The organism is Herbidospora yilanensis (assembly GCF_001570565.1).
Taxonomy (GTDB): domain Bacteria; phylum Actinomycetota; class Actinomycetes; order Streptosporangiales; family Streptosporangiaceae; genus Herbidospora; species Herbidospora yilanensis.
The window spans coordinates 1-20,677 of sequence record NZ_BBXE01000049.1 but is presented as its reverse complement, the minus strand read 5'-3'; the positions used below and the strand labels follow the sequence as shown (position 1 = coordinate 20,677).

Genomic DNA, 20,677 nt, shown 5'->3' with positions numbered 1-20,677 from the left:
CCTTTCCATGGGAGGGAGCCCGGTCAGTCCTTGACGGCGCCCGCGGTGACGCCCGCGGTGACGTAACGCTGTGCGATGACGAGCAGAACGGCGGCCGGGATCGACGCGACGACCGCGGTGGCCATGATCGCGTTCCACTGCTGGTTGTTGTTGCCGATGTAGCGGTAGATGCCGAGGGTGATCGGCTGGTGGTCGCCGCCGCCGGCCAGCGTGCTGGCGAAGATGAAGTCCGACCACGCCCACAGGAACGCGAACAGGGACACGGTGATGATCGCGTTACGGCTGACCGGCAGCACGATCGACCAGAAGGTCCGTACGGCGCCGGCCCCGTCGACCCTGGCGGCGTGCAGGAGCTCCTGCGGGACGCCGGACATGAACGCGGTGAGGATGAGCACCGCGAAGGGGACCGCGAGGGTCGAGTCGGCCACGATCAGCCCGGGGAGCGTGTTGAGCACGCCGAGGTTGAGATACATGGCGTAGAAGCCCATCGCCATGATGATCCCCGGGACCATCTGCGCGATCAGCAGCAGGAAGCTCAGCACCCCGCCGCCCGGCGGGCGCAGCCTGGCCAGCGAGTACGCGGCCGGCGCCGCGACCGCCAGGGTCACGGCCACGGTCCCCAGCCCGACCACCAGGCTCGTGCCGAGATAGGGGAGCTGCTGGTCGAGGACCGCGCGGTACCCCTCCAGGGTGGGGTCGGCGGGGAACCAGGACGGCGGGCTCTTGCGCATGTCCCGGTCACGGGTGAACGAGACGTTGACCATCCAGTAGACCGGGAACAGCATCACGGCGGTCAGCGCCGTGCCGACCAGGGTCTTCCACACGCGGCGCGGGGTTCTCACGCGGCCTCCCGCCGTCGCTGGACGCGGACGTAGAGGAGCCCGAAGCCCAGCGCCGTCACGATCAGCAGGTTGCCGACCGCGGCGCCCGGCCCGAACGAGGGCACGAGGTTCCCGAAACCCAGCCGGTAGGACCAGGTGGCGAACGTGGTCGAGGAGCCGCTCGGCCCGCCCTTGGTCATGATCCAGATGATGTCGAACACCTTCAGCGTGTAGACCAGCCCGAGCAGCAGCGTGATCGCCGAGACCGGGCGGAGCAGGGGGAAGGTCACCCGCCAGAACCGCTGCCAGCCCGACGCGCCGTCCAGCGCGGCGGCCTCGTACACGGCCGGGTTGATCGCCTGGAGGCCGGAGTAGAGCACCACCAGGTTGAACGGCACGCCGATCCAGACGTTGGCGATGATCACCGACCAGAGCGACCAGTCGGGGGAGGTCAGCCAGTTGACCGGGCCGAGCCCGACCACGCCGAGGACCGCGTTGACCACGCCGGAGTCGCTGTTCAGCATCCACGCCCAGGTCGAGGCGGACACGATCAGCGGCAGCAGCCAGGGCACCAGGAAGAGCGCCCGCAGAACCGCCGACAACCGGAAGTTGTTGACGAAGAACAGCGCCAGCGCGAGCCCGAGGGAGAACTGGAAGGCCAGCGACACCGCCGTGAACACCGCCGTGTGCCACAGGGCGGGCCAGAAGGTGGCGTCGCCGAAGACCTTCAGGTAGTTCGCGAACCCGGTGAACGGCGCGTCACCCTGGACGAACGAGCGCACGGTGTAGTCGCGCAGGCTCAGCTCCACGTTGCGGTAGAGCGGGTAGGCGTGGAACACCGCCAGATACAGGGTGATCGGCACCAGGAAGCCCCAGGCCGCCCACCGCTCCGGCGCCACCCGCCCGCGGCGGTCCCGTGAGGTCGTCACGGGACCGGCGGCCGCGGGCGTCTGGACGATTCGACTCATGCCGGCGCCTACTGGGTCGCGCTCGCCGCCGCGGTCTGCGCATCGGCCATCGCCTGCTCCGGGCTCTTGGCCCCGCTCAGCGCCGCCTGCACCGCGCCCCACATCGGCTCGGAGATCTTCGGATACTTGGTGCCGAGGTCGTCGCCGGTGCGGCCCTTGGCCGCCTTGACCGCCGCCACCCACACCTCCAGCTCGGGGTTCTCGGCGACCTGGCGGGTCTGCACCGCCTCGGTCGGCGCGATGTACGACAACGTGCCCACCGTGGTGAAGGAGTTGTCGGTGCTGGTCAGGCAGGTGACCAGCTGCTGGGAGGTGGCGTAGCGCGCGGTGTCCCGCTGCACCGGAATGCTGACGAACTCGCCGCCGGTGGGCGCCGGAGCGGTTCCGCCGTTCTTGCCGGGGACCGGGATGATGCCGTACTCGAAGCCGGCCTCCTTGGCGTTGGCGAGCTGCCAGGTGCCGTTCTCGGCGAAGGCGTAGTCACCGCTGGCGAACTCCTGCCAGCTCGTGGTCTGGGTGTTGTTGATGACCGAGTTGGGGGCGTACCCCTTCTTCAGCCAGTCGGTCCACAACGCCACCGCCGACACGCCCTCCGGCGAGTCGAGCTTGGTGAGCTGCGCGCCCGATCCCCAGAACCAGGGCAGGAACTGGAAGCTGCCCTCCTCGGTGCCGATGGCCGAGAAGGTGATGCCCTTCTTCCCCGCCGCCTTGACCCGCTCCAGGGCGGCGGTCAGGGAGGCCCAGTCGGTGACCGAGGTGATCTCCACGCCGGCCTCGTCGAGCACGGCCTTGTTGTAGTACAGCGCCAGGGTGTTGGCGCCGATCGGGACGCCGTAGGTGTTGCCCCCGCTCTGCCCGGCGCCGAGCAGGTTCGGCGAGATCGCCGAGGTGTCGAGCTTGTTCTCGGCGGTCGTGGTCAGCACGCCGGCCTCGGCGAGGGTCGAGATCACGGGGTTGTCGACGACGATCACGTCGGGCGCGTTGCCCTGCTGCGCGGCCAGCAGCGCCTTGTTGGTCAGGTCGCTGGTGTCATAACCGGTGCGCTCGACCGTCACGCCGGCCTGCGTGCCACAGGTCTCCAGCAGTTTCACCCAGGCGGAGCCGCCGTCGTACTGCGGATAGGGATCCCAGATGGTGTACGTCCCGCCACCCGCCTGCTGACTGGGCGCGGCGGCCTCGCCCGAGGGGGCGGCCGAACACGCGGCCAGGCAGCCCGCGGCCACGACGGCCAGGCCCGTGCCGAGCGCGCGCCGGCTCCATCCGGGTGATCCGACTGCTGTCACTGATCCAGCCGCCCTTCGGGGGTGAGGTGGTGTGGGTATCGGTGAGTTCGTTGTCCGCACGGTTCCGGCCTCCGTTGACCGGGCGTTGCACGCCTGTTTCGCTGATGTGTCGAACCGATTCCTCGAATCGGTTCGACCGAACATATGTCGGAGCCTCACCGGCGTCAATGGGTCCGGCGCATCTCGCCGACGGACGCGGCGGTCCGGCGCACGATCGTCCTCGTCACATCGCCGGTCCTCATCGGGAACCGATTCGACCTACTATGAGGCGAGGTCACAGGCGAGCGAGCTGGGGAGTGCCGTTGAACATCGGGGAGATCGCCAAGCGGTCGGGTGTCTCGCGGAGCACGGTGTCGTACGCGCTGAGCGGCAAACGCCCCGTGGCCGAGGAGACCCGGCGGCGCATCCAGGCGGTCATCGACGAGCTCGGTTACCGCCCCAACGCCATGGCCAAAGCCCTCAAGGAGGGCAGGACCCGCACGATCGGCCTGGTCATCCCGCCGGCCAGCCAGCGTCTCACCGACGTCCAGCTCGGTTTCGTGGCCAGCGTGGTCGACGCGGCCGCGCGGGCCGACCTCGACGTGCTGCTCTCCCCGTCCGGGGGAGAGCACGACCGCTCCTTCGAGCGCGTCGTCACCGGCAGGCGCGTGGACGGCGTCGTCCTCATGGAGATACGGCTGGAGGACGACCGCGTCACCCGCCTGCGGCAGGCCGGCCTGCCGTTCGTCGGCATCGGCCACACCCGCCGTCCCGAGGAGATGACCTGGGTGGACATCGACTACGAGACGTTGATCGCCCGGTGCGTGCACCACCTCGCCGACCTCGGCCACCGGCACATCGCCCTGGTCAACCGCTCCGCCGAGCTCGTCGCGGCCGGATACGGCCCGAGCCACCGGGCCCAGCGCGGCTTCACCCGGGCGGTCGCCGAACGGGGGCTCGACGGCGTCGAGGTCTGCTGCGCCGACGACGCCCAGGCGGGCCGGTCGTGCACCGAGCGGCTCCTGGCCGCGCATCCGGAGCTGACCGCCATCGCCACCCTCAACGAGGCGGCCATGCCCGGGATGTACCGCGCGCTGGCGCACGCCCGCCTCGCGGTGCCCGGCGACTTCTCGCTCACCGGGGTCGCCGCCCGGCGCTGGGCGGAGAACCTGCATCCTCCGCTGACCTCGGCCGACATCCTGGCCGACGAGCTGGGGGCCCACGCGGTCGAACTGCTCATCCAGCGCATCGCCGATCCGGCGGTCCCGCATCGGCACCTGCTCGTCGCGCCCCCGATCTCGTTGCGCGAGACGACCGGTCCCGCGCGACCGCGCGGCTGACGTCCGGGGAATCCCAGGTCGCGGGCGCCGCGCCGGGAAACCCGGTTACGCCGAGGTTTCCGATCTCTTGACCATGTGTCGCGGGTATGTCTATTGTCCGGTCGAATCGATTGCTCGAATCGATTCGATACGCCCTGGGAAGTCGCATGATCAATTTTCTGTCCCGGCGAGCACGACGGACCGTCCCCCGCGTCGTCGTCGCGTCCGCACTCACCCTCTCCGCCGTCCAGCTCACCGCCCCGCCCGCGCACGGTGTCGCGCACAGTGTCGCGGACGAGACCCCCAACCTGGTCCTGCACTACGACTTCGAAGGGGACCTGGCCGGCGGCGTCGTCGCCGACCGGTCCTCGTCCGGCCTCACCGGCACGCTGGTCAACGCGGCCTCGGCCGGCACGGCGACCGGCCCCGACGGATCGCGGGCGTTGTCGCTGCCCGGCGGCGCCACCGGCGCCACCACCGCCCCCTACGTGAGCATCCCCGGCGGGCTGTTCCGGAACCTGCACGCCACCACCATCTCGGCCTGGGTGAACTGGGCCGGCGGCGCCGACTTCCAGTGGATCTACAACCTGGGCCGCGACAACAACAACGCCACCTTCGTCACCCCCTCCTTCGGGGGCGACCCGACCACCCGGTCGTCCATCAAACCCGTCAACGGCAACGCCGAGGTCGGCGTGCCGGCCACCGCCAAGCTCCCCACCGGCCGCTGGGCGAACGTGGTCACCGTCATCGACGGCCAGACCATCGGCTACTACGTCAACGGCGCCCTGATCGGGAGCCGGGCGGCGGTGCTGGACCTGGCCGCGGTCATGCACTCCACCACCACCTCCGGCTTCCTCGGCAAGCCGTTCTGGAGCGGCCACCCCTTCCTGGCCGGCGCCCTGGACGACGTCCGCGTCTACGACGGGGCGATGAACGCCGCCCAGGTGGCCGACCTCGCCGGAGACTTCCTGGCCACGCCGACGCAGCTTGAGCAGACCTCCTTCGAGGTGACCACGTTCAAGGGCACCGCCCCGAGCCTGCCGGCGACCGCCGACGCCCGGTTCTCCGACGGCATCCGCCGCGGGGTCCCGATCGCGTGGGAGCCGATCGACCCGGCCGCCTACGCCGACCGCGGCCGCTTCACCGTCAAGGGCTCGGCGCTGGGCGTCCCCGTCGAGGCGACCGTGACCGTCACGCTCAGCAACGAGCTCGTCGTCGACCTCGCGACGACCACGGGCGCCTTCCACGGCGGCGCGTCCGGCACCCTCTACGGCCTGTACGGCGAGGGCATCCCGAGCCGCAACCTCATCGAGGGCATGAAGCTGCGCACGGTGTCGACCAAGGCGCAGGACGGCCCGCAGCACCCGGGCGCCGACGCCCTGGAGGTGGTGCGGCCGCTGGCCGAGAGCACCGACGGCGACGTGTACATCTACATGACCGACATCTACCGGGGCTTCCCCTACCAGTGGCCCGGCAGCACGCCCGAGGCGCGGCTGGACGACTTCAAGGACAAGATCTCCAAGCACGTCGACCAGGTCCTGGAACTCGACCCCGAATACCAGGACAACATCGTCTGGGTGCCGTTCAACGAGCCCGAGGGCAACATGTTCGGCACCGGCACCTGGAGCTATAACCGGATCAGCTGGCTGAACGACCCGCAGTACTACTTCAAGGCCTGGGACGAGGTCTACCGGCTGATCAAGGCCAAGCTCCCCTCGGCCAGGATCGCCGGGCCCAACACCAGCGTCCTCTACGACCAGGTCCAGGGCTACCTGCGGCACACGCTCGCCGCCGGCACCGTGCCCGACGTCATCACCTGGCACGAACTCAGCGACCCCGCGCGCATCCGGACGAACGTGGCGAAGTATCGCTCGTGGGAGAAGACCATCTTCGCCGGAACGCCCTACCAGGGCCGGGAACTGCCGATCAACATCAACGAGTACGCGTACAACTACCACACCTCGGTGCCCGGCCAGATGATCCAGTGGGTCTCGGCGATCGAGGAGTCGAAGGTGGACGCCGACATCGCGTACTGGAACATCGACGGCAACCTCAGCGACTCGGCCGTGCAGGCCAACCGGGGCAACGGGCAGTGGTGGCTGCTGCACGCCTACGGCCAGATGTCCGGCGAGACCGTGAAGGTCACGCCGCCGCGCCCCAACGTGAGCTACACCATCCAGGGCGTCGCCACCCTCGACCCGGCGAAGGCGCAGGCCCAGGTCCTGTTCGGCGGGGCGTCCGGCGACTCCCACGTCCGCTTCGAGAATCTCGACCGGGAGCTGTTCGGCGACTCCGTGCACGCGCTCGTCCGCGAGATCCCGTGGACGGGGCAGATCGGCGACTCCGCCCAGCCCGACGTCCTGGCCGAACTCGACCAGAAGGTGGTCGACGGCACGGTCGCGTTCGACTTCGGCGCGGCGCTGCCCCGGCTCACCGAGTCGTCGGCGTACCAGATCATCCTGACCCCCGGAGGCGACACCACCTCCACCGCGGCGGCCACCAAGCTCTGGCAGGCCAGCTACGAGGCGGAGAACGCCACCCACACCGGCACCGGTTACAGCCGCAACGGCCCCGAAGGCTCGCCGTCGGCCGTCAGCAGGTTCTACACCTCGGGCGCGTACGACGTCGGCGGCCTGCGCACCGGCTCCACCCTGGCGCTGAACTTCGCGGTCTCGGTGCCGGCCGACGGCACGTACGACCTGTCGGTCTTCGCCAACTCCCTCAACACCGCCGCGGCGGTCCAGGAGCAGGGCCCGACCAACGTCTTCCTGCGGGTGGACGGCGCGGCCGAACAGGAGCTCTACCTGCCCCTGGGCTACAAGTGGGTGGTCTGGGACCACGCCGACACCACGGTCGAGCTGACCAAGGGCGACCACGTGATCACCGTCGCCGCCCGGAGCCTGGACGGGACCCGCGCCACCAAGGGCGACGCGCTCCTCGACAAGATCGACCTGACCCTCCGCAACCCCGCGGCGGAGCAGACCGTCTACGAGGCCGAGTACGCCTCACTCACCGGCGCCGTCCTCGACTACACCCGGGAGAAGGTCTCCGGCTCCGGCGTGGCCACCCTGGACAAGGACGACTCGGCCACGTTCTGGGTCTACTCCCGTGACGACGACGAGTCGGTCCTGCGCGTCGACCTCGACGGCGGCGGCACCGGCACGCTGACCGTCAACGGCCAGGACGTTCAGGAGTTCAGCGGTTCGAGCAGGATCAACGCGCTCCTGTCGGGCGGCATCAACAAGATCACGTACACGGCGGGCACCGGCCAGGTGCGCCTGGACCGGCTGACCGTGGAGAAGCCGGCCGTCCGCAAACTGACGCCCGTCTCCTACGAGGCGGAGTCGGCGCAGCCGGCGGGCACGGTGCGGACCGACGATCGGATCCTGGCGAGCGGCGGCAAGGCGGTGACCGGCATCGGCGGCGCTCCCGGCAACCCGAACACCCTCACCTTCACCGTCGCCGCGCCCAAGTCGGGCCGGTACGTGCTGACCGTCCGCTACTCCAACCCCGAGCAGTCTCCGGCGACCCACTACAACCCCGACCCGCTGGCCCGGCGGGCCGACATCTCGGTCAACGGCGCGGCGCCGCGGAAGGTGCTGTTCCCGCACACCTTCCACGCCGGCAACTTCTGGGACCTGTCGGTCCCGGTCATCCTCAAGAAGGGCGGCAACACGATCACGTTCGCCTCCGAGGAGGCGCCGAGTTTCGACGGCGTCACCTACATCTCCGACACCTTCCCCGATGTGCTGCTGCGATCGCGGTTCGCCCCCGACCTCGACAAGATCACGCTGGCGCCCGTCCACCGGTAGCCGGCCCCGTTGTTCCCCGGGCCGGAAAAGGCCCGGGGAACAATCCTTTCAGGCGCTGCCGCCCCGGAATATCTCGGTCGGGACGACCATTCCGGGGCGGCCGGTCGGCCCGCCGTCGATTTCCGCGAGGCACCGGTCGATCAATTCGCGCGCGACCTCGTCGAGCGGTATCCGGACACTGGTGATCGTCGGTTCGGTTATGAGCCCCATCGCCCCGCCGTCGAAGCCGGTGACGGCGACGTCGCGGCCGACGCGCAGCCCGAGGAAATGGCAGACGTTCACCACCACGGCCGCTATCGAATCGCTGCCGGTGACGATCGCGTCGGGCCGGTCGGGCCGGCTCAGAATGTGCCGGACGTGTTCCCGGATCGCGTTTCCGGAGCCCTGGAACACATCGACGGCCGCCGCGCCCGGCGCATGACGCTCAAGGGCCCGCTGAAAACCGTGGAATCGTTCGCGTTTCCAATATTCGTCGCCGTCGGCGCCGGCATAGGCGAAACGGCGATATCCCCGATCCGCGAGATAGTCGACCAGCGTCGCCATTCCGTCGGCGTTGTCGATGTCGACCCACTGCTGGGGCAGGTGGGAGGCGAGCCGGCCGAAAGAGACGAATGGCAGGTCGCGCTGGGAGAGCATGCGCACGCGGGGGTCGTCGACCTGTGACTCGGAGACGATGAGCGCGTCGACGTTGCCCCGGTTGATCAGTTCGGAGAACACCCGCAAGGGGTCTTCGCGGGTGTGCGTGAACACCAGGATCTGGTATTCGCGCCGGGCCGCCGCCTTGATCAGCGCCTGGAGGAAACTGAGGGTGAATCCCTTGACCGTCTCCAGTTCCTCGCCGGACATGTGGTAGCCGATCTGCATGCTGCGCCGGGATCTGAGCGTCTGGGCCGCGCGATTCGGTTTGTAGGAAAGCGTGTCCATGGCGGCCGTCACCCGTGCGTGGGTCTGCGCCGAAAAGTAATCTCTGCGCCCGTTGAGCACATTGGAAACGGTCTGCCGCGATACACCGGCGAGCTTCGCGACATCATCAATGCTGGGGCGGCGGTTCGAGCGACGATCGTTCGTACCGGTCATCTTCTCCCGATCGGCTGTGTCTGACATTCGCACCACTCATCGTGTTGCAGGCGCCCTGACCCAACGCCTCCGGACTCTAGCACGGGGCGAATTCGGGCCCGCCGTGCCGATTCGAGGGCTCCGGCGGGGGGCCGCGCAACCAGGAATGACATCTTGACGTAACGCCGGGGACATGTAAGTCTCAGCGCCATTGAACGATACATGTTACCGGTCACATCGAGCCCGGCCGCTTCGGATGAGAAGGACGTAGAGCGTGGCAATCGTGGAGACCGTCGCCGACGCCGGCGACCCCTACTCCGGCCCGGACGGGGGCCTCGCCGCCCGCCCGGCCGGGCGCGGCGTCGACGGCTTCGTCCATCTCCAGGCGTCGGGAGTGGGGCTGGTGCTCGACTGCCGCGGCGTCCGCCTGCCCCGCGTGCTGCACTGGGGACGGGCGTTGCCGCACACGACCGACGCCGACCTCACGGCGCTGGCCCTGGCGTCGCTGCCGGCGACGGTGCCCAACTCGCTCGACACGCCGGCCCCGGTCACGATTGTCCCGGAATCGGCGACCGGCTGGTTCGGCCTGCCGGGTCTGCGGGGTCACCGCGACGGCCGGCACTGGTCCCCGCTGTTCGAGGTCGAGCACGTCGGCGTCGCCCACCGCGCTCCGGAGGACGGCGGCGAGGTCACGGTCCTCGCCACCGACGCCCGCTGCGGGCTGGCCCTCGAACTCCACCTGGATCTGGCGCGCAGCGGCGTGCTCCGCATGCGCGCCGCGCTCCGCAACACCGCCTCGGAGCGCTACACGCTCGACGGCCTGGTGATGGCCCTGCCCGTCCCGGCGGAGGCGACCGAACTGCTCGACTTCACCGGCCGCTGGAGCCGGGAGCGCATCCCGCAGCGGCGCGTGTTCTCGGCCGGCGCCCACGTCCGCGACGGCCGCCGCGGGCGTACCGGCTCGGACGCTGCCTTCATCCTGGTCACGGGCGAGGAGGGGTTCGGGTTCCGGTCGGGCCAGGTGTGGGGCGTGCACGTCGGCTGGAGCGGCAACCACCGGACCTACGCCGAACGGCTGCCCACCGGCGAGTCGGTCGTCGGGGGAGGGGAGCTGCTGCGGAGCGGCGAGGTCGGCCTCGCGCCCGGGGCGGTGTACGAGACCCCCTGGGTCTACGCCGCCCACGGCGACGGCCTCGACGAGATGGCCGGCCGCTTCCACCGCCAGGTCCGGAGCCGGCGGACGACACCGCGACCGGTGATCGTCAACACCTGGGAGGCGGTCTACTTCGACCACGACCTCGACCGGCTGACGGCCCTGGTGGACGCGGCGGCCGACGTCGGGGCCGAGCGGTTCGTCCTCGACGACGGCTGGTTCCGCGGCCGGCGCGACGACCGGGCCGGGCTGGGCGACTGGTTCGTCGACGAGACCCGCTGGCCGCGCGGACTGCACCCGCTCGTCGAGCGGGTCCGGGCCCGGGGCATGGACTTCGGGTTGTGGGTCGAGCCGGAGATGGTCAACCCCGACTCCGACGTCGCCCGCGCCCATCCCGACTGGATCATGGCGACCATGGGCCGGCTGCCTCCGCCGGTCCGGCACCAGCAGGCGCTCGACCTGCGCCGGCCGGAGGCCTACCAGTACATCCTGGAACGGCTGGACGCCCTCGTGAGCGAATACCGGATCGCGTTCCTGAAGTGGGACCACAACCGCGACCTCGTCGACGCCGACGTGCACGGGCAGACCCGGGCCGTCTACCGGCTGATGGACGAGCTGCGGGCCCGCCACCCGGAACTGGAGATCGAGTCGTGCTCCTCGGGCGGCGCGCGGGTGGACCTCGGCATCCTGGAGCGGACCGACCGCGTCTGGGCCAGCGACTGCATCGACGGCGTGGAACGGCAGGCGATCCAGCGGTGGACGGCGCTGCTGCTCCCGCCGGAGCTGATCGGCTCGCACGTGGGGTCGGCCCGCTCGCACACCACCGGCCGGACGCAGAGCCTGTCACTACGCGCCGGCACGGCGCTGTTCGGCCATTTCGGCATCGAGTGGGACCTGACCGCGGCGACCGACGACGAGCGCGCCGAGTTGCGGCAGTGGGTGTCGCTCTACAAGCGGACACGCGAGTGGACGCACCGAGGGACGGTCGTCCGGGCCGACCATCCCGACCCCGCCCTGTGGGTGCACGGGATCGTCTCCGCCGACCGGGACCAGGCGTTGTTCGCGGTGGTGGCGATGGCCACCGGGGCGCGCACCCAGCCCGGCCGGGTGCGCATCCCGGGCCTGGACCCGCACCGGCGCTACCGCGTCCATCCGCTGGCGCCGGGCGACCGGCCGGGCACGACCGCGGTGGCGCCCAACCCCTGGCTGGCCGAGGGCGTCGTGGTCACCGGCCAGATGCTGGCGGAGGTCGGGTTGTCGGCCCCGCCGCTCCACCCGGAACAACTGCTCCTGCTGCACCTCACGAAGGCATGACGTCATGAAGACCAGCACATTACGGCCGCTCGGGCGGCGGGCGGGCGACCTGCCGGTCGCGATGGTCTTCCTCCTGCCCGCCGCGGTCGGGTTCGCCGTCTTCTACCTGTGGCCGACGCTGCGCACCATGTACCTCAGCTTCACCGAGTACAGCCTGCTCGCCCCGCCGGAGTGGATCGGCGTCGAGAACTACCAGAAGGTGTTCGGCGACCGGCTGTTCTGGAACTCGCTCCAGGTCACGGTCGAGTACGTCGTCATCAACATCGGCATCCAGACGGTCGTCGCCCTCGGGATGGCGGTGCTCATGCACCGGCTGACCCGCTCCGGGCTGATCCGCGGGGTGCTGCTGCTGCCCTACCTGGTCGCCAACGTGGTGGTCGCGCTGATCTGGTACACGATGCTCGACGCCCAGCTCGGCATCGTGAACCAGGCGCTGGAGTGGATCGGCGTCGACCCCGTCGCCTTCTTCGGCGAGACGTCCACGGCCATCCCGACGATCGCCCTGGTCAACGTCTGGCGGCACGTCGGCTACACGGCCCTGCTGATCTTCGCCGGTTTGCAGGCCATCCCGAAGACCTTCTACGAGGCGGCGCAGACCGACGGGGCCTCCGAGATCAGGATGTTCTGGCGCATCACCCTGCCGCTGCTGCGGCCGGCCCTGGCGCTGGTGCTCGTGCTGACGATCATCGGATCGTTCCAGATCTTCGACACGGTGGCGGTCACGACCAAGGGCGGCCCGGTCAACGCGACCCGGGTCATCTACTACTACATCTACGAGCAGGCCTTCCAGCGCTTCAACTTCGGTTACGCCGCCGCCGTCTGCGTCGCCCTCTTCGCGATTCTCGCCACCCTCGCGCTCATGCAGCTCAAGCTGCTGCGCGCCGGCGAGACGGACCTGGACTGAGAGGCAAGCCATGAGCCACGCACCGAACCGGCGGCGGCCGAGCTGGCAGCGGCTGGCGGCCTGGGCGATCCTGGTGCTGTTCGTCCTGATCACGCTGGCGCCGTTCTACTGGATGTTGCGGATCTCGTTGTCCGACAACCGCACCCTGTTCGCCGGCGCGGGCTCCCTGCTGCCGTCGGACTTCACCTTCGGCGCGTTCCGGCGGGTGCTGGGCATCGCCACGCTGGAGGAGGCCGCCGCCCAGGGCGGGTCGGGCGCGAACATCAACTTCTGGCGATACCTGGCCAACTCGGTGGCCACGTCGGCCGTCATCACCGTCTGCCAGGTGTTCTTCAGCGCCATGGCCGCCTACGCGTTCGCCCGGCTGCGGTGGCCCGGACGGGAGCAGGTCTTCTTCGTCTTCCTCACCGCGCTGATGGTGCCGCCGATCTTCACCGCGCTGCCCAACTTCGTGACGGTCAAGGAACTCGGGCTGCTCAACACCTACGCCGGGATCATGCTGCCGTACCTGTTCATGACGCCCTTCGCGGTGTTCTTCCTCCGGCAGTTCTTCCTCAACATCAGCAGGGAGGTGGAGGAGGCGGCGATCGTGGACGGCGCCGGTCACGCCCGGATCTTCTTCCGGCTGATCGTGCCGATGAGCTCGGCGCCGATCGCCACCATCTCCCTGCTCGTCTACATCGGAGCCTGGAACGAGTACTTCTGGCCCCTGCTCGTCGGGCAGGAGGACGACGTGCGGGTGCTCACCGTGGCGTTGGGCATCTTCCGCTCCCAGACCCCGCAGGCGGGACCCGACTGGGCCGGGCTCATGGCCGCGACCCTGCTGGCGGCGCTGCCGATCATCGCCCTGTTCGCCGTCTTCGGCCGATGGATCGTCAACTCCATCCAGTTCTCCGGGATCAAATGACCTCCCCGTGAATCACCACCCCCCATCGCAACAAGGAGATCTGGCATGAGACGGACGACACGCCTCACCGCCGTCGCGACCATACTGTCCCTGGCCCTGGCCGGGTGCGGAGGCGGCGACGACCCCGCTGAGAGCGGCGGCGGCACGGCCGCGGCCCCGACCGAGATCAGCTACTGGTTGTGGGACTCCAACCAGTTGCCCGCCTACCAGGCCTGCGCGGACGCCTTCCACGCCGCCAACCCCGCCGTCACCGTGAAGATCTCACAGTTCGGCTGGGCCGACTACTGGACGGGCCTGACGACCAACCTCGTCTCCGGCACCGCACCGGACGTCTTCACCAACCACCTGAACTACTATCCCGAGTTCGCCGGCAAGCAGCAGATCCAGCCGCTGGACGACTTCATCGCCGCCGACGGCACCAGAACCGACGTCTACGCCCCCGGCCTGGCCGACCTGTGGGTGTCGGCCGACGGCAAGAGGTACGGGCTGCCGAAGGACTTCGACACCATCGCGGTCTTCTACAACAAGAAGATGCTCGCCGACGCCGGCGTCACCGAAGAGCAGATGAAGACGCTCACCTGGAATCCGACCGACGGCGGCACCTACGAGGACGTGATCGCCCGCCTCACCGTCGACGAGAACGGCAAGCGCGGCGACGAGGAGGGCTTCGACAAGTCCAAGGTCGAGGTCTACGGCCTCGGCCTCGACGAGAACAACGGCGCCGGCGTCGGCCAGCAGATGTGGAGCATGTACGCGCTCTCCACGGGCTGGCAGTTCACCGACAAGAACCCGTGGGGCACCTCGTTCAAGTACGACGACCCCCGCTTCCAGGAGACCGTCGCCTGGTGGCGCGGCCTGATCGAGAAGGGCTACATGCCGAGCCTGGCCATCGCCAGGTCGGGCACCAGCGTCAACGACGGCTTCGGCGCCGGCCGGTACGCGTTGTCCACCAACGGCTCCTGGATGATCAACACCTACTACGGCTACGACGGCGTCGAGGTCGGCACCGCGCCCACTCCCATCGGCCCCTCGGGCAAGCGGGCGACCATCTACAACGGCCTGGCCGACTCCATCTACGCCGGCAGCGAGCACAAGGACCAGGCGTGGCAGTGGGTGAAGTACCTGGCCTCCGCCGACTGCCAGAAGACGGTCGGCGACAAGGCCGTCGTCTTCCCCGCGATCCCCGAGGCGCTCACCGTCGCCGAACAGAAGTTCGCCGCGAAGGGCGTCGACATCAGCGCGTTCACCGTGCAGATCCACGAGAACACCACGTCGCTCTACCCGATCACCGATCACGCCAGCGACGTCAGCGCCGTCATGAGCCCCGCCATGGACGCGGTGCTGAGCTTCGAGGCCGAACCGTCGTCGCTCACCAAGGCGAACGAGGAGGTCAACGCGCTGTTCCAGTGATCCTGGGCCAGCCACCCGCACCACCGTTTGAGGGGGACCGACCGCGAACACCCCTGGCCGGGAGCGGTCGGCCACCCCGTGAATCCCCTACCAGGAGAGGCATGTCCAGATTAAGAATACCCCGGCGGACACGGCGAGTCGCCTCGACCGTGACGACCGCCCTCGCCCTGCTCGTCACCGGGCTGACGGCCCTGCCGCCGGCCCATGCCGAGGAGCCCGCGGCCACGCGGCTCCTCGTCGACCTCGGCGAACGCACCGGCGCCTTCCGCGGCGCCGCGAGCGGATCCCTGTACGGGCTCAGTGACGAGGGCGTGCCCAGCGACAACACGCTGGAGCCGCTGCGCCTGACCACCGTCAACCAGAAACCGCCCGCGGGCGCCCAGCACCCGAACGGCGACGCGTTGTCGGTCGCGCCCTCGTTCTTCCGCAACGGCGGGCAGTACATCCAGATCAACGTCCAGGACATGTTCGCCCAGTGGACCTACGAGAACGCGGGCGGCGTCACCCCCTGCAACCAGGTCTGCTTCGACGTCTACATGCAGAAACTGGCCTGGGTGGTCGACCAGGTCTCCAACAGCCCGTACGCCGACCGCATCGTCTACGTGCCGTTCAACGAGCCCGACGGCATCTGGTACGGCACCTCGACCGGCAACGCCGCCCAGTACCAGACGCGGATCAACGCCCTGCTCGCCCACTGGAAGGCCGCCGTCCAGTACATCAGGGCGCACCACCCCGGCGCGCGGGTCATGGGCACCAACGACGCGGTGTTCCGGGCCCGCAACTACGGCGACTTCCTCACCTACGCCCGTGACAACGACGTGCTGCCCGACTTCACCTCGTGGCACCAGCTCGACTCCACCGGCCTCAACCCGCTGAACGGCAACTACTTCCGCACCAACTACCAGACGTACCGGAACCTGGAGCAGGCCCGGGGCATCCCCCCGATCCCCATCAACATCAACGAGTACGGCGGCAACCGCGACCTCACCGTGCCCGGCCAGCTCATCCAGTACGTCGCCATGCTGGAGGAGGCGAAGGTCGACGCGGGCGGCAAGGCCTACTGGACCGCGGCCGGCCTCCTCGGCGGCGACGTCGTGGAGACCAACAAGCCCGGCGGCGGCTGGTGGTTCTACAAGATGTACGCCGACATGGCCGGCAGCGACACCGTCAAGGTCACGCCGCCCGCCGCGACGACGATCGACAAGCTGGAGGCCATCGCCGCCATCGACGACGAACGCCGCCAGGCCCGCATCATCGCCGGTGGCGGCACGGCGACCGACTTCGACGTGGTCGTCGACAACATCGACGAGGACCTGTTCGGCGGCCAGGTCAACGTCACCCTGTCGGCGACCACGTGGAGCGGCCAGAACTCCGACGCCCCGCCGCCGGTCGTGTTGCTCGACACCGACCTCACCCCCGAGGACGGCTCGCTGACCATCCCGGTCCGCGGTCTCGGCTTCACCGGCGACGGCGGCGCGAACGTCGACCTGATGGCGGCGTACGAGATCGTCCTGTCGCCCGGCGGCCAGGGTTCCCGCCAGTCCGTGGAGCAGCCGTGGCGGGCCTCCTACGAGGCGGAGCTCGCCACCGTCACCGCGGGCACGGTCCAGACCTTCGGCACACCGGCGAACTGGAACGCCGCCGCCACCTCCGGCACCCGCCACGTGGGCAACCTCACCCAGGCGACCAGCGCGGTCACCTTCAACGTGGAGGCGCCGGCCGCCGGGGCGTACAAGCTGGGCATCCTGTACGGCAACCAGACCGGCCAGGCCTCCCAGCAGGTGCTCACGGTCAACGGCGCGCAGGCGCGGCTCGTCGACTACCAGGCGACGCTGAACTTCCAGTGGCGCACCCGCAAGGACGTGGTGATCCAGCTCCAGGAGGGCGCCAACCAGATCACCCTGGCCAAGTCGCACCCCGAGCTGGGCACCGCCGTCGGCCAGGCGACGCTGGACCGCATCGACCTGGAGCCGGCCCGCACCGCCCCGGTCACCCGCGACTACGAGGCCGAGCGGTCGCAGACCAAGGGCGAGGTCGCCTACGCCTACGACCAGCCGCAGCAGTCCGGGGCGGGTCACCTGACCCTCGGCGACGGCGGCGAGGCCATGTTCACGGTGTACGCCGAGGAGGACGGATACTACGACCTGGACTTCCGGCACCACGGCACCGGCGAACCCGGCGCGGTCACCGCGACCGTCGAACTCGACCGGCGCCCGGTCGCGGGCGCGGTGCTGCGGGCCGGCTCGGGCGACGGCGCGTTCTGGCGGAGCGACCGGCACCGCCTGTTCCTGTCGGCGGGCGTCAACCGGGTGACCGTGGAGCCCGCCGGCGGCACGCCGGTGGACCTCGACCGGGTGAGCGTGACCCGGGCGACGTCCGGTTCGCAGCCGGTGCGGGTCATCGAGGCCGAGTCGGCCGTCACAGGCGGCACCGCCGTGGTGGCGAGCCACGGCTACGCATCCGGCGGGCAGTACGTCGGCCAGATCGGGCAGGGGCCGCAGAACCGGCTCACCCTCCAGGTCGACGTGGACGTGGCGGGTGACTACATGTTCGTCGTGAGCTACGCCAACGACGAGCGCAAGACCGGCCACGTGTACAACGCCGACATCATCTCGCGGCCGATCGACATCGCCGTCAACGACGCCGCCTCGACCCGGTACTGGTTCAAGAACACCTGGTCGTGGGGGAACTGGTGGGACCGCGGCGTGCCGGTGACCCTCAAGGCCGGCACGAACACGATCACCCTGTACAACGACCCCGCCAACGGCGCGAAGGCCACGGGCTGCCCGGCCCCGTGCATCGCCGAGCTCGACAGCCCGTGGGCTCCCAACCTCGACAGGTTCGCCATCGCGCCGATCAAGGTCGACGACCTCGCGCCCAGCGTGACGATCTCTGGTGTCGAGGACGGCGAGCGCTACGGCGACAGCCGGGACCTGGAGATCGGCTGGGCGGCCGACGACGCCGAGTCCGGGGTCAAGACGGTCGCCGCGACGCTCGACGGGCAGCCGTTCGAGGAGGGCATGCTCGTCCTGTACGAGCTGCCCCTGGGTGAGCACACGCTCGTCGTCACCGCCACCGACAACGCCGGCAACCAGGCCGCCGCGACGGTGACGTTCACCACCGGCACCTCCACCGACGACATCTCCGCCCTGATCGGCCGCTTCCTGAACGCGGGCAAGCTCACCGCCGGCGGCGCGGCCAAACTGGAGGACAAGATCTCCAAGGTCATGGTGTCGGAGGACAAGGGCCGGGAGCGGGACAAGAAGAAGATCGTCAAGAAGCTCGAAAGGTTCGTGGACGCCGTCGACGACCCGAAGATCGTTTCGAACGCCGAGGTGAAGGCCACGCTGCTGCGTGACGCCGAGGCGCTGATCGCCGAGAACGGCGGCACGGCGTAGCACCGGCCGCGGGAGCCGGCCGCCGGGCCCTGGATCGGGCCCGGCGGCCGGCGTCGGTCAGCGGGCGGGCGGGCGTGGCCCGCTGCTCTCCCTGACGATGAGCTCCGGTTCGCTCCACACGGGCACGGCCGCCGGGCCGTCCGGATCGAGCCTGCGGCGCAGGAGGCCGAAGCACGCCCGGCCGAGCCCCTCGAAGTCGAGGCGCACCGTGGTGAGCGAGGGGTTCAGGTAGGCCGACTGCGGTGAGTCGTCGAACCCGACCACGCTGAGGTCGCCGGGGATGCGCCGCCCGGCCTCGCGGGCGGCCCGCATGACGCCCAGGGCGAGGTCGTCGTTGCCGCACAGGATGGCCGTCACCGTCGGGTCGGCCAGCAGAGAGCGCGCGGCGAGATAGCCGGACCGGGGACTCCAGCCACCCTGCAGCGGCTCGGGCACCGGGCGTCCGGCGTCGGTCAGCGTCTCCCGCCATCCGAGGGTCCGCTGCGCCGTCGGACTGGTCGACGAAGGGATGGCGACGTAGTGGACGGTCGAGTGCCCCAGGCTCAGCAGGTAGCGGGTGGCGTGGGCGGCCGCCGCGCGATCGTCCAGCCAGACCTGCCACGCGGCGTCGGCGTGGTCGTCGGGCGGGCGCTCGATGGTCGCGGTCATCGGGATCTCGGGCGGCAGCGCGCCCAGCGTGCGGACCCCGGCCTCATCGAAGGCGATCACCATGACCGCCTGCCCGGACCGGTTGAGCCGCACCGCGGCCTCGGCCGCGTCGAGACTCCGCTCCAGCACGCTGATGCCCACGGAGAAGCCGGCCGCCCTGGCCGCCTGCTCCATGCCCCGCAGGGTGGCGGCGGCGCCGTAGAGCGCGGTGTCGGAGGTCAGCACGGTGACCGACCTGATCGGGCCGCCGGCCAGCGCCTGGGCCAGCCGGTTGGGCCGGAAGTCGAGCTCGTCGATGACCTGGAGGACCTTGGCCCTGGTCGACTCGCTCACCCGGTCTTTGCCGTTGATGACACGGGAGACCGTCTGCTGGGAGACTCCGGCCACCCGGGCGACGTCCCAGATGCTCGCCGACCGGGGCCGTGGGGCTTCCCGTTCGGGAATGTGACCGATAACGCCCATGACTGAAAGCGTACTGGACGGCCTGCGGACCCCGAGCGCGACGCTGGAACCCCGCTCACACTGATCACAGTGCGGCCGAACCGCCCGCGGAACGGGAGGAACAGCCGCTCCGCGGGCCCGGCTCACGCGCCGAGTGAGCCGGTCAGGTCCCGTCCGGGTCCGTCACTGGAAGGAGGCGTCGTCGATGTGGAAGCCGTCGGTGCCGGCGGCCGTCTCGACGTAGAAGGAGGCGTTGGTGAGCGTGCCGGTCCACGAGACCGTCGCGGTGCCGGTGAGCTGGGTCCAGCCGTTCGTGTTGACCGTCTGGGTCGGGGTGAGCTGGAGATAGCTGGTGGTGCCGTTCGCGGTGAGCGCCAGGGTGGCCTTCGCGCTCGGGCTGCCGGTCTGCGAGCGGACCCAGACGCTGGTGGTGTAGCTCTTGCCGTTGGTGAGCTGGGTGGTGACGTTCTGGTTGGGGCCCTGCCAGGCGGCGGTGCGTCCGGTGTTGAGCAGTGATCGGCTGCCCGCGTAGGCGGGGGTCGTGGAGGTGAGGGTGCCGCCGGAGGTGGTCCAGCCGGTGGTGCCGTTCTCCATCGAGCCGTTGGTCAGCAATTCTCCGGTGCCGCCGCCTCCGCCGGTGAACTGCCACCAGTTGAAGTTGAACAGGTAGCCGCTGTTGCCCGCGAAGCGCAGGTAGAGGTCGCGCGTGCCGGTCGCGCCCGAGACGGGGCAGGTGACGGTGGTCCAGTTCTGCCAGCCGCCGGTGCCGGGCACGGTGCAGGTGCCGACGAGCGTGCCGGTGGCCGAGCCGAGCCGGACCTCGATCCGGCCGCCGCCGGCGCCGGAGGCGACCCGGGCGGTGAAGGAGGACGCGCCGGTGCCGAAGGCCACACCCTTGACCTTGAGGTTGTCGCCGTTCTCGATGAAGCCGACGTTCATTCCGCCTTCGGTGGAGGCCTCGGTCTCCACTCCGGTGGCCCAGGCGCTGGTCTCGGCCTCCTGGCGCACGTAGGGGTTGAGGGTGCCGACCTGGGGTGGTCCGGCCGTGGTCATGTTGAACTGCGGGATGGTGCCGTCACTGTTGTAGGTGAACTTCTCCACCGCCACCGACCGGGTGTAACCGCTGCCGCCGGGCAGCGCGCCGTTGTGGTAGAAGAAGTACGACCCGCCCGCGAAGTCGACGACCCCGGCGTGGTTGGTGAAGCTCGCCCCCTGCCGCGGCATGACCGTCCCCCGGTACGTCCACGGCCCGGTGGCACTCGGA

General features: G+C 70.0%; 13 protein-coding genes. 7 read left to right on the top strand and 6 right to left on the bottom strand.

The window, feature by feature from the left end; all coding sequences use genetic code 11:
• Positions 1-23: 23 nt before the first annotated feature.
• From AW273_RS33980 to AW273_RS33970, 3 genes are read right to left on the bottom strand one after another with little or no spacing between them, the layout of a single operon-like run.
• The gene (locus AW273_RS33980) at positions 24-842 is read right to left on the bottom strand and encodes a carbohydrate ABC transporter permease (RefSeq protein WP_062357481.1); all 819 of its coding nucleotides are present in this window, start codon (positions 840-842) and stop codon (positions 24-26) included.
• Positions 839-1,789, bottom strand: coding sequence for a carbohydrate ABC transporter permease (locus AW273_RS33975; protein ID WP_062357479.1), 951 nt, complete (start codon positions 1,787-1,789; stop codon positions 839-841). Before AW273_RS33975 ends, AW273_RS33980 begins: the two co-directional genes overlap by 4 nt.
• A gap of 8 nt (positions 1,790-1,797) precedes the next feature.
• Complete coding sequence (locus AW273_RS33970) at positions 1,798-3,072, bottom strand: sugar ABC transporter substrate-binding protein (RefSeq protein WP_232327732.1); 1,275 nt, start codon at positions 3,070-3,072, stop codon at positions 1,798-1,800.
• Between the two features lie 302 nt (positions 3,073-3,374).
• Between AW273_RS33970 and AW273_RS33965 the strand changes: the two genes are divergently transcribed.
• Both AW273_RS33965 and AW273_RS33960 read left to right on the top strand, forming a co-directional pair.
• Positions 3,375-4,391 (top strand): LacI family DNA-binding transcriptional regulator, encoded by a 1,017-nt coding sequence (locus AW273_RS33965; RefSeq protein WP_062357570.1) that lies wholly within the window; start codon positions 3,375-3,377, stop codon positions 4,389-4,391.
• Positions 4,392-4,537: 146 nt separating this feature from the next.
• A complete protein-coding gene (locus AW273_RS33960) occupies positions 4,538-8,182 on the top strand; it encodes a LamG-like jellyroll fold domain-containing protein (protein WP_083950262.1) in 3,645 nt (1,214 codons plus the stop codon).
• 48 nt (positions 8,183-8,230) lie between these two features.
• Here the strand turns inward: AW273_RS33960 and AW273_RS33955 are convergent, their stop codons facing one another.
• Positions 8,231-9,286, bottom strand: a complete 1,056-nt coding sequence (locus AW273_RS33955) for a LacI family DNA-binding transcriptional regulator (RefSeq protein ID WP_083950261.1) — start codon at positions 9,284-9,286, stop codon at positions 8,231-8,233.
• Between the two features lie 226 nt (positions 9,287-9,512).
• On the opposite strand from AW273_RS33955, the gene AW273_RS33950 reads away from it, so the two are divergent.
• The 5 genes from AW273_RS33950 to AW273_RS33930 all read left to right on the top strand — a co-directional run bounded on the left by AW273_RS33950 (position 9,513) and on the right by AW273_RS33930 (position 18,324).
• Entirely contained in the window at positions 9,513-11,705 is a 2,193-nt protein-coding gene (locus AW273_RS33950) for an alpha-galactosidase (RefSeq protein ID WP_369409335.1), read from the top strand.
• 4 nt (positions 11,706-11,709) lie between these two features.
• A complete protein-coding gene (locus tag AW273_RS33945; protein ID WP_062357473.1) occupies positions 11,710-12,609 on the top strand; it encodes a carbohydrate ABC transporter permease in 900 nt (299 codons plus the stop codon).
• A 10-nt stretch (positions 12,610-12,619) separates the two neighbouring features.
• Positions 12,620-13,516 carry a carbohydrate ABC transporter permease gene (locus AW273_RS33940; protein ID WP_062357470.1) on the top strand — a complete coding sequence of 299 codons (897 nt, stop codon included), beginning with the start codon at positions 12,620-12,622 and terminating at the stop codon, positions 13,514-13,516.
• 45 nt (positions 13,517-13,561) lie between these two features.
• Positions 13,562-14,926: an ABC transporter substrate-binding protein gene (locus tag AW273_RS33935; RefSeq protein WP_062357467.1), complete on the top strand. Its 1,365-nt coding sequence runs from the start codon at positions 13,562-13,564 to the stop codon at positions 14,924-14,926.
• Between the two features lie 149 nt (positions 14,927-15,075).
• Entirely contained in the window at positions 15,076-18,324 is a 3,249-nt protein-coding gene (locus AW273_RS33930; protein ID WP_062357465.1) for a CBM35 domain-containing protein, read from the top strand.
• Positions 18,325-18,381: 57 nt separating this feature from the next.
• On the opposite strand, the gene AW273_RS33925 is transcribed toward AW273_RS33930, so the two are convergent.
• Together AW273_RS33925 and AW273_RS33920 are read right to left on the bottom strand one after the other, a co-directional pair.
• Positions 18,382-19,434, bottom strand: coding sequence for a LacI family DNA-binding transcriptional regulator (locus AW273_RS33925; protein WP_062357462.1), 1,053 nt, complete (start codon positions 19,432-19,434; stop codon positions 18,382-18,384).
• Between the two features lie 162 nt (positions 19,435-19,596).
• Positions 19,597-20,677 (bottom strand): carbohydrate-binding protein (locus tag AW273_RS33920; protein WP_157556438.1); only part of this gene is annotated, 1,081 nt, incomplete at its 5' end.

Bases quoted from the DNA above. Each gene is read 5' to 3' on its own strand.
- AW273_RS33975 (WP_062357479.1), bottom strand. From the start codon at position 1,789: ATGAGTCGAATCGTCCAGACGCCCGCGGCCGCCGGTCCCGTGACGACC.
- AW273_RS33960 (WP_083950262.1), top strand. From the start codon at position 4,538: ATGATCAATTTTCTGTCCCGGCGAGCACGACGGACCGTCCCCCGCGTC.
- AW273_RS33955 (WP_083950261.1), bottom strand. From the start codon at position 9,286: ATGTCAGACACAGCCGATCGGGAGAAGATGACCGGTACGAACGATCGT.
- AW273_RS33945 (WP_062357473.1), top strand. From the start codon at position 11,710: ATGAAGACCAGCACATTACGGCCGCTCGGGCGGCGGGCGGGCGACCTG.
- AW273_RS33940 (WP_062357470.1), top strand. From the start codon at position 12,620: ATGAGCCACGCACCGAACCGGCGGCGGCCGAGCTGGCAGCGGCTGGCG.
- AW273_RS33935 (WP_062357467.1), top strand. From the start codon at position 13,562: ATGAGACGGACGACACGCCTCACCGCCGTCGCGACCATACTGTCCCTG.
- AW273_RS33925 (WP_062357462.1), bottom strand. From the start codon at position 19,434: ATGGGCGTTATCGGTCACATTCCCGAACGGGAAGCCCCACGGCCCCGG.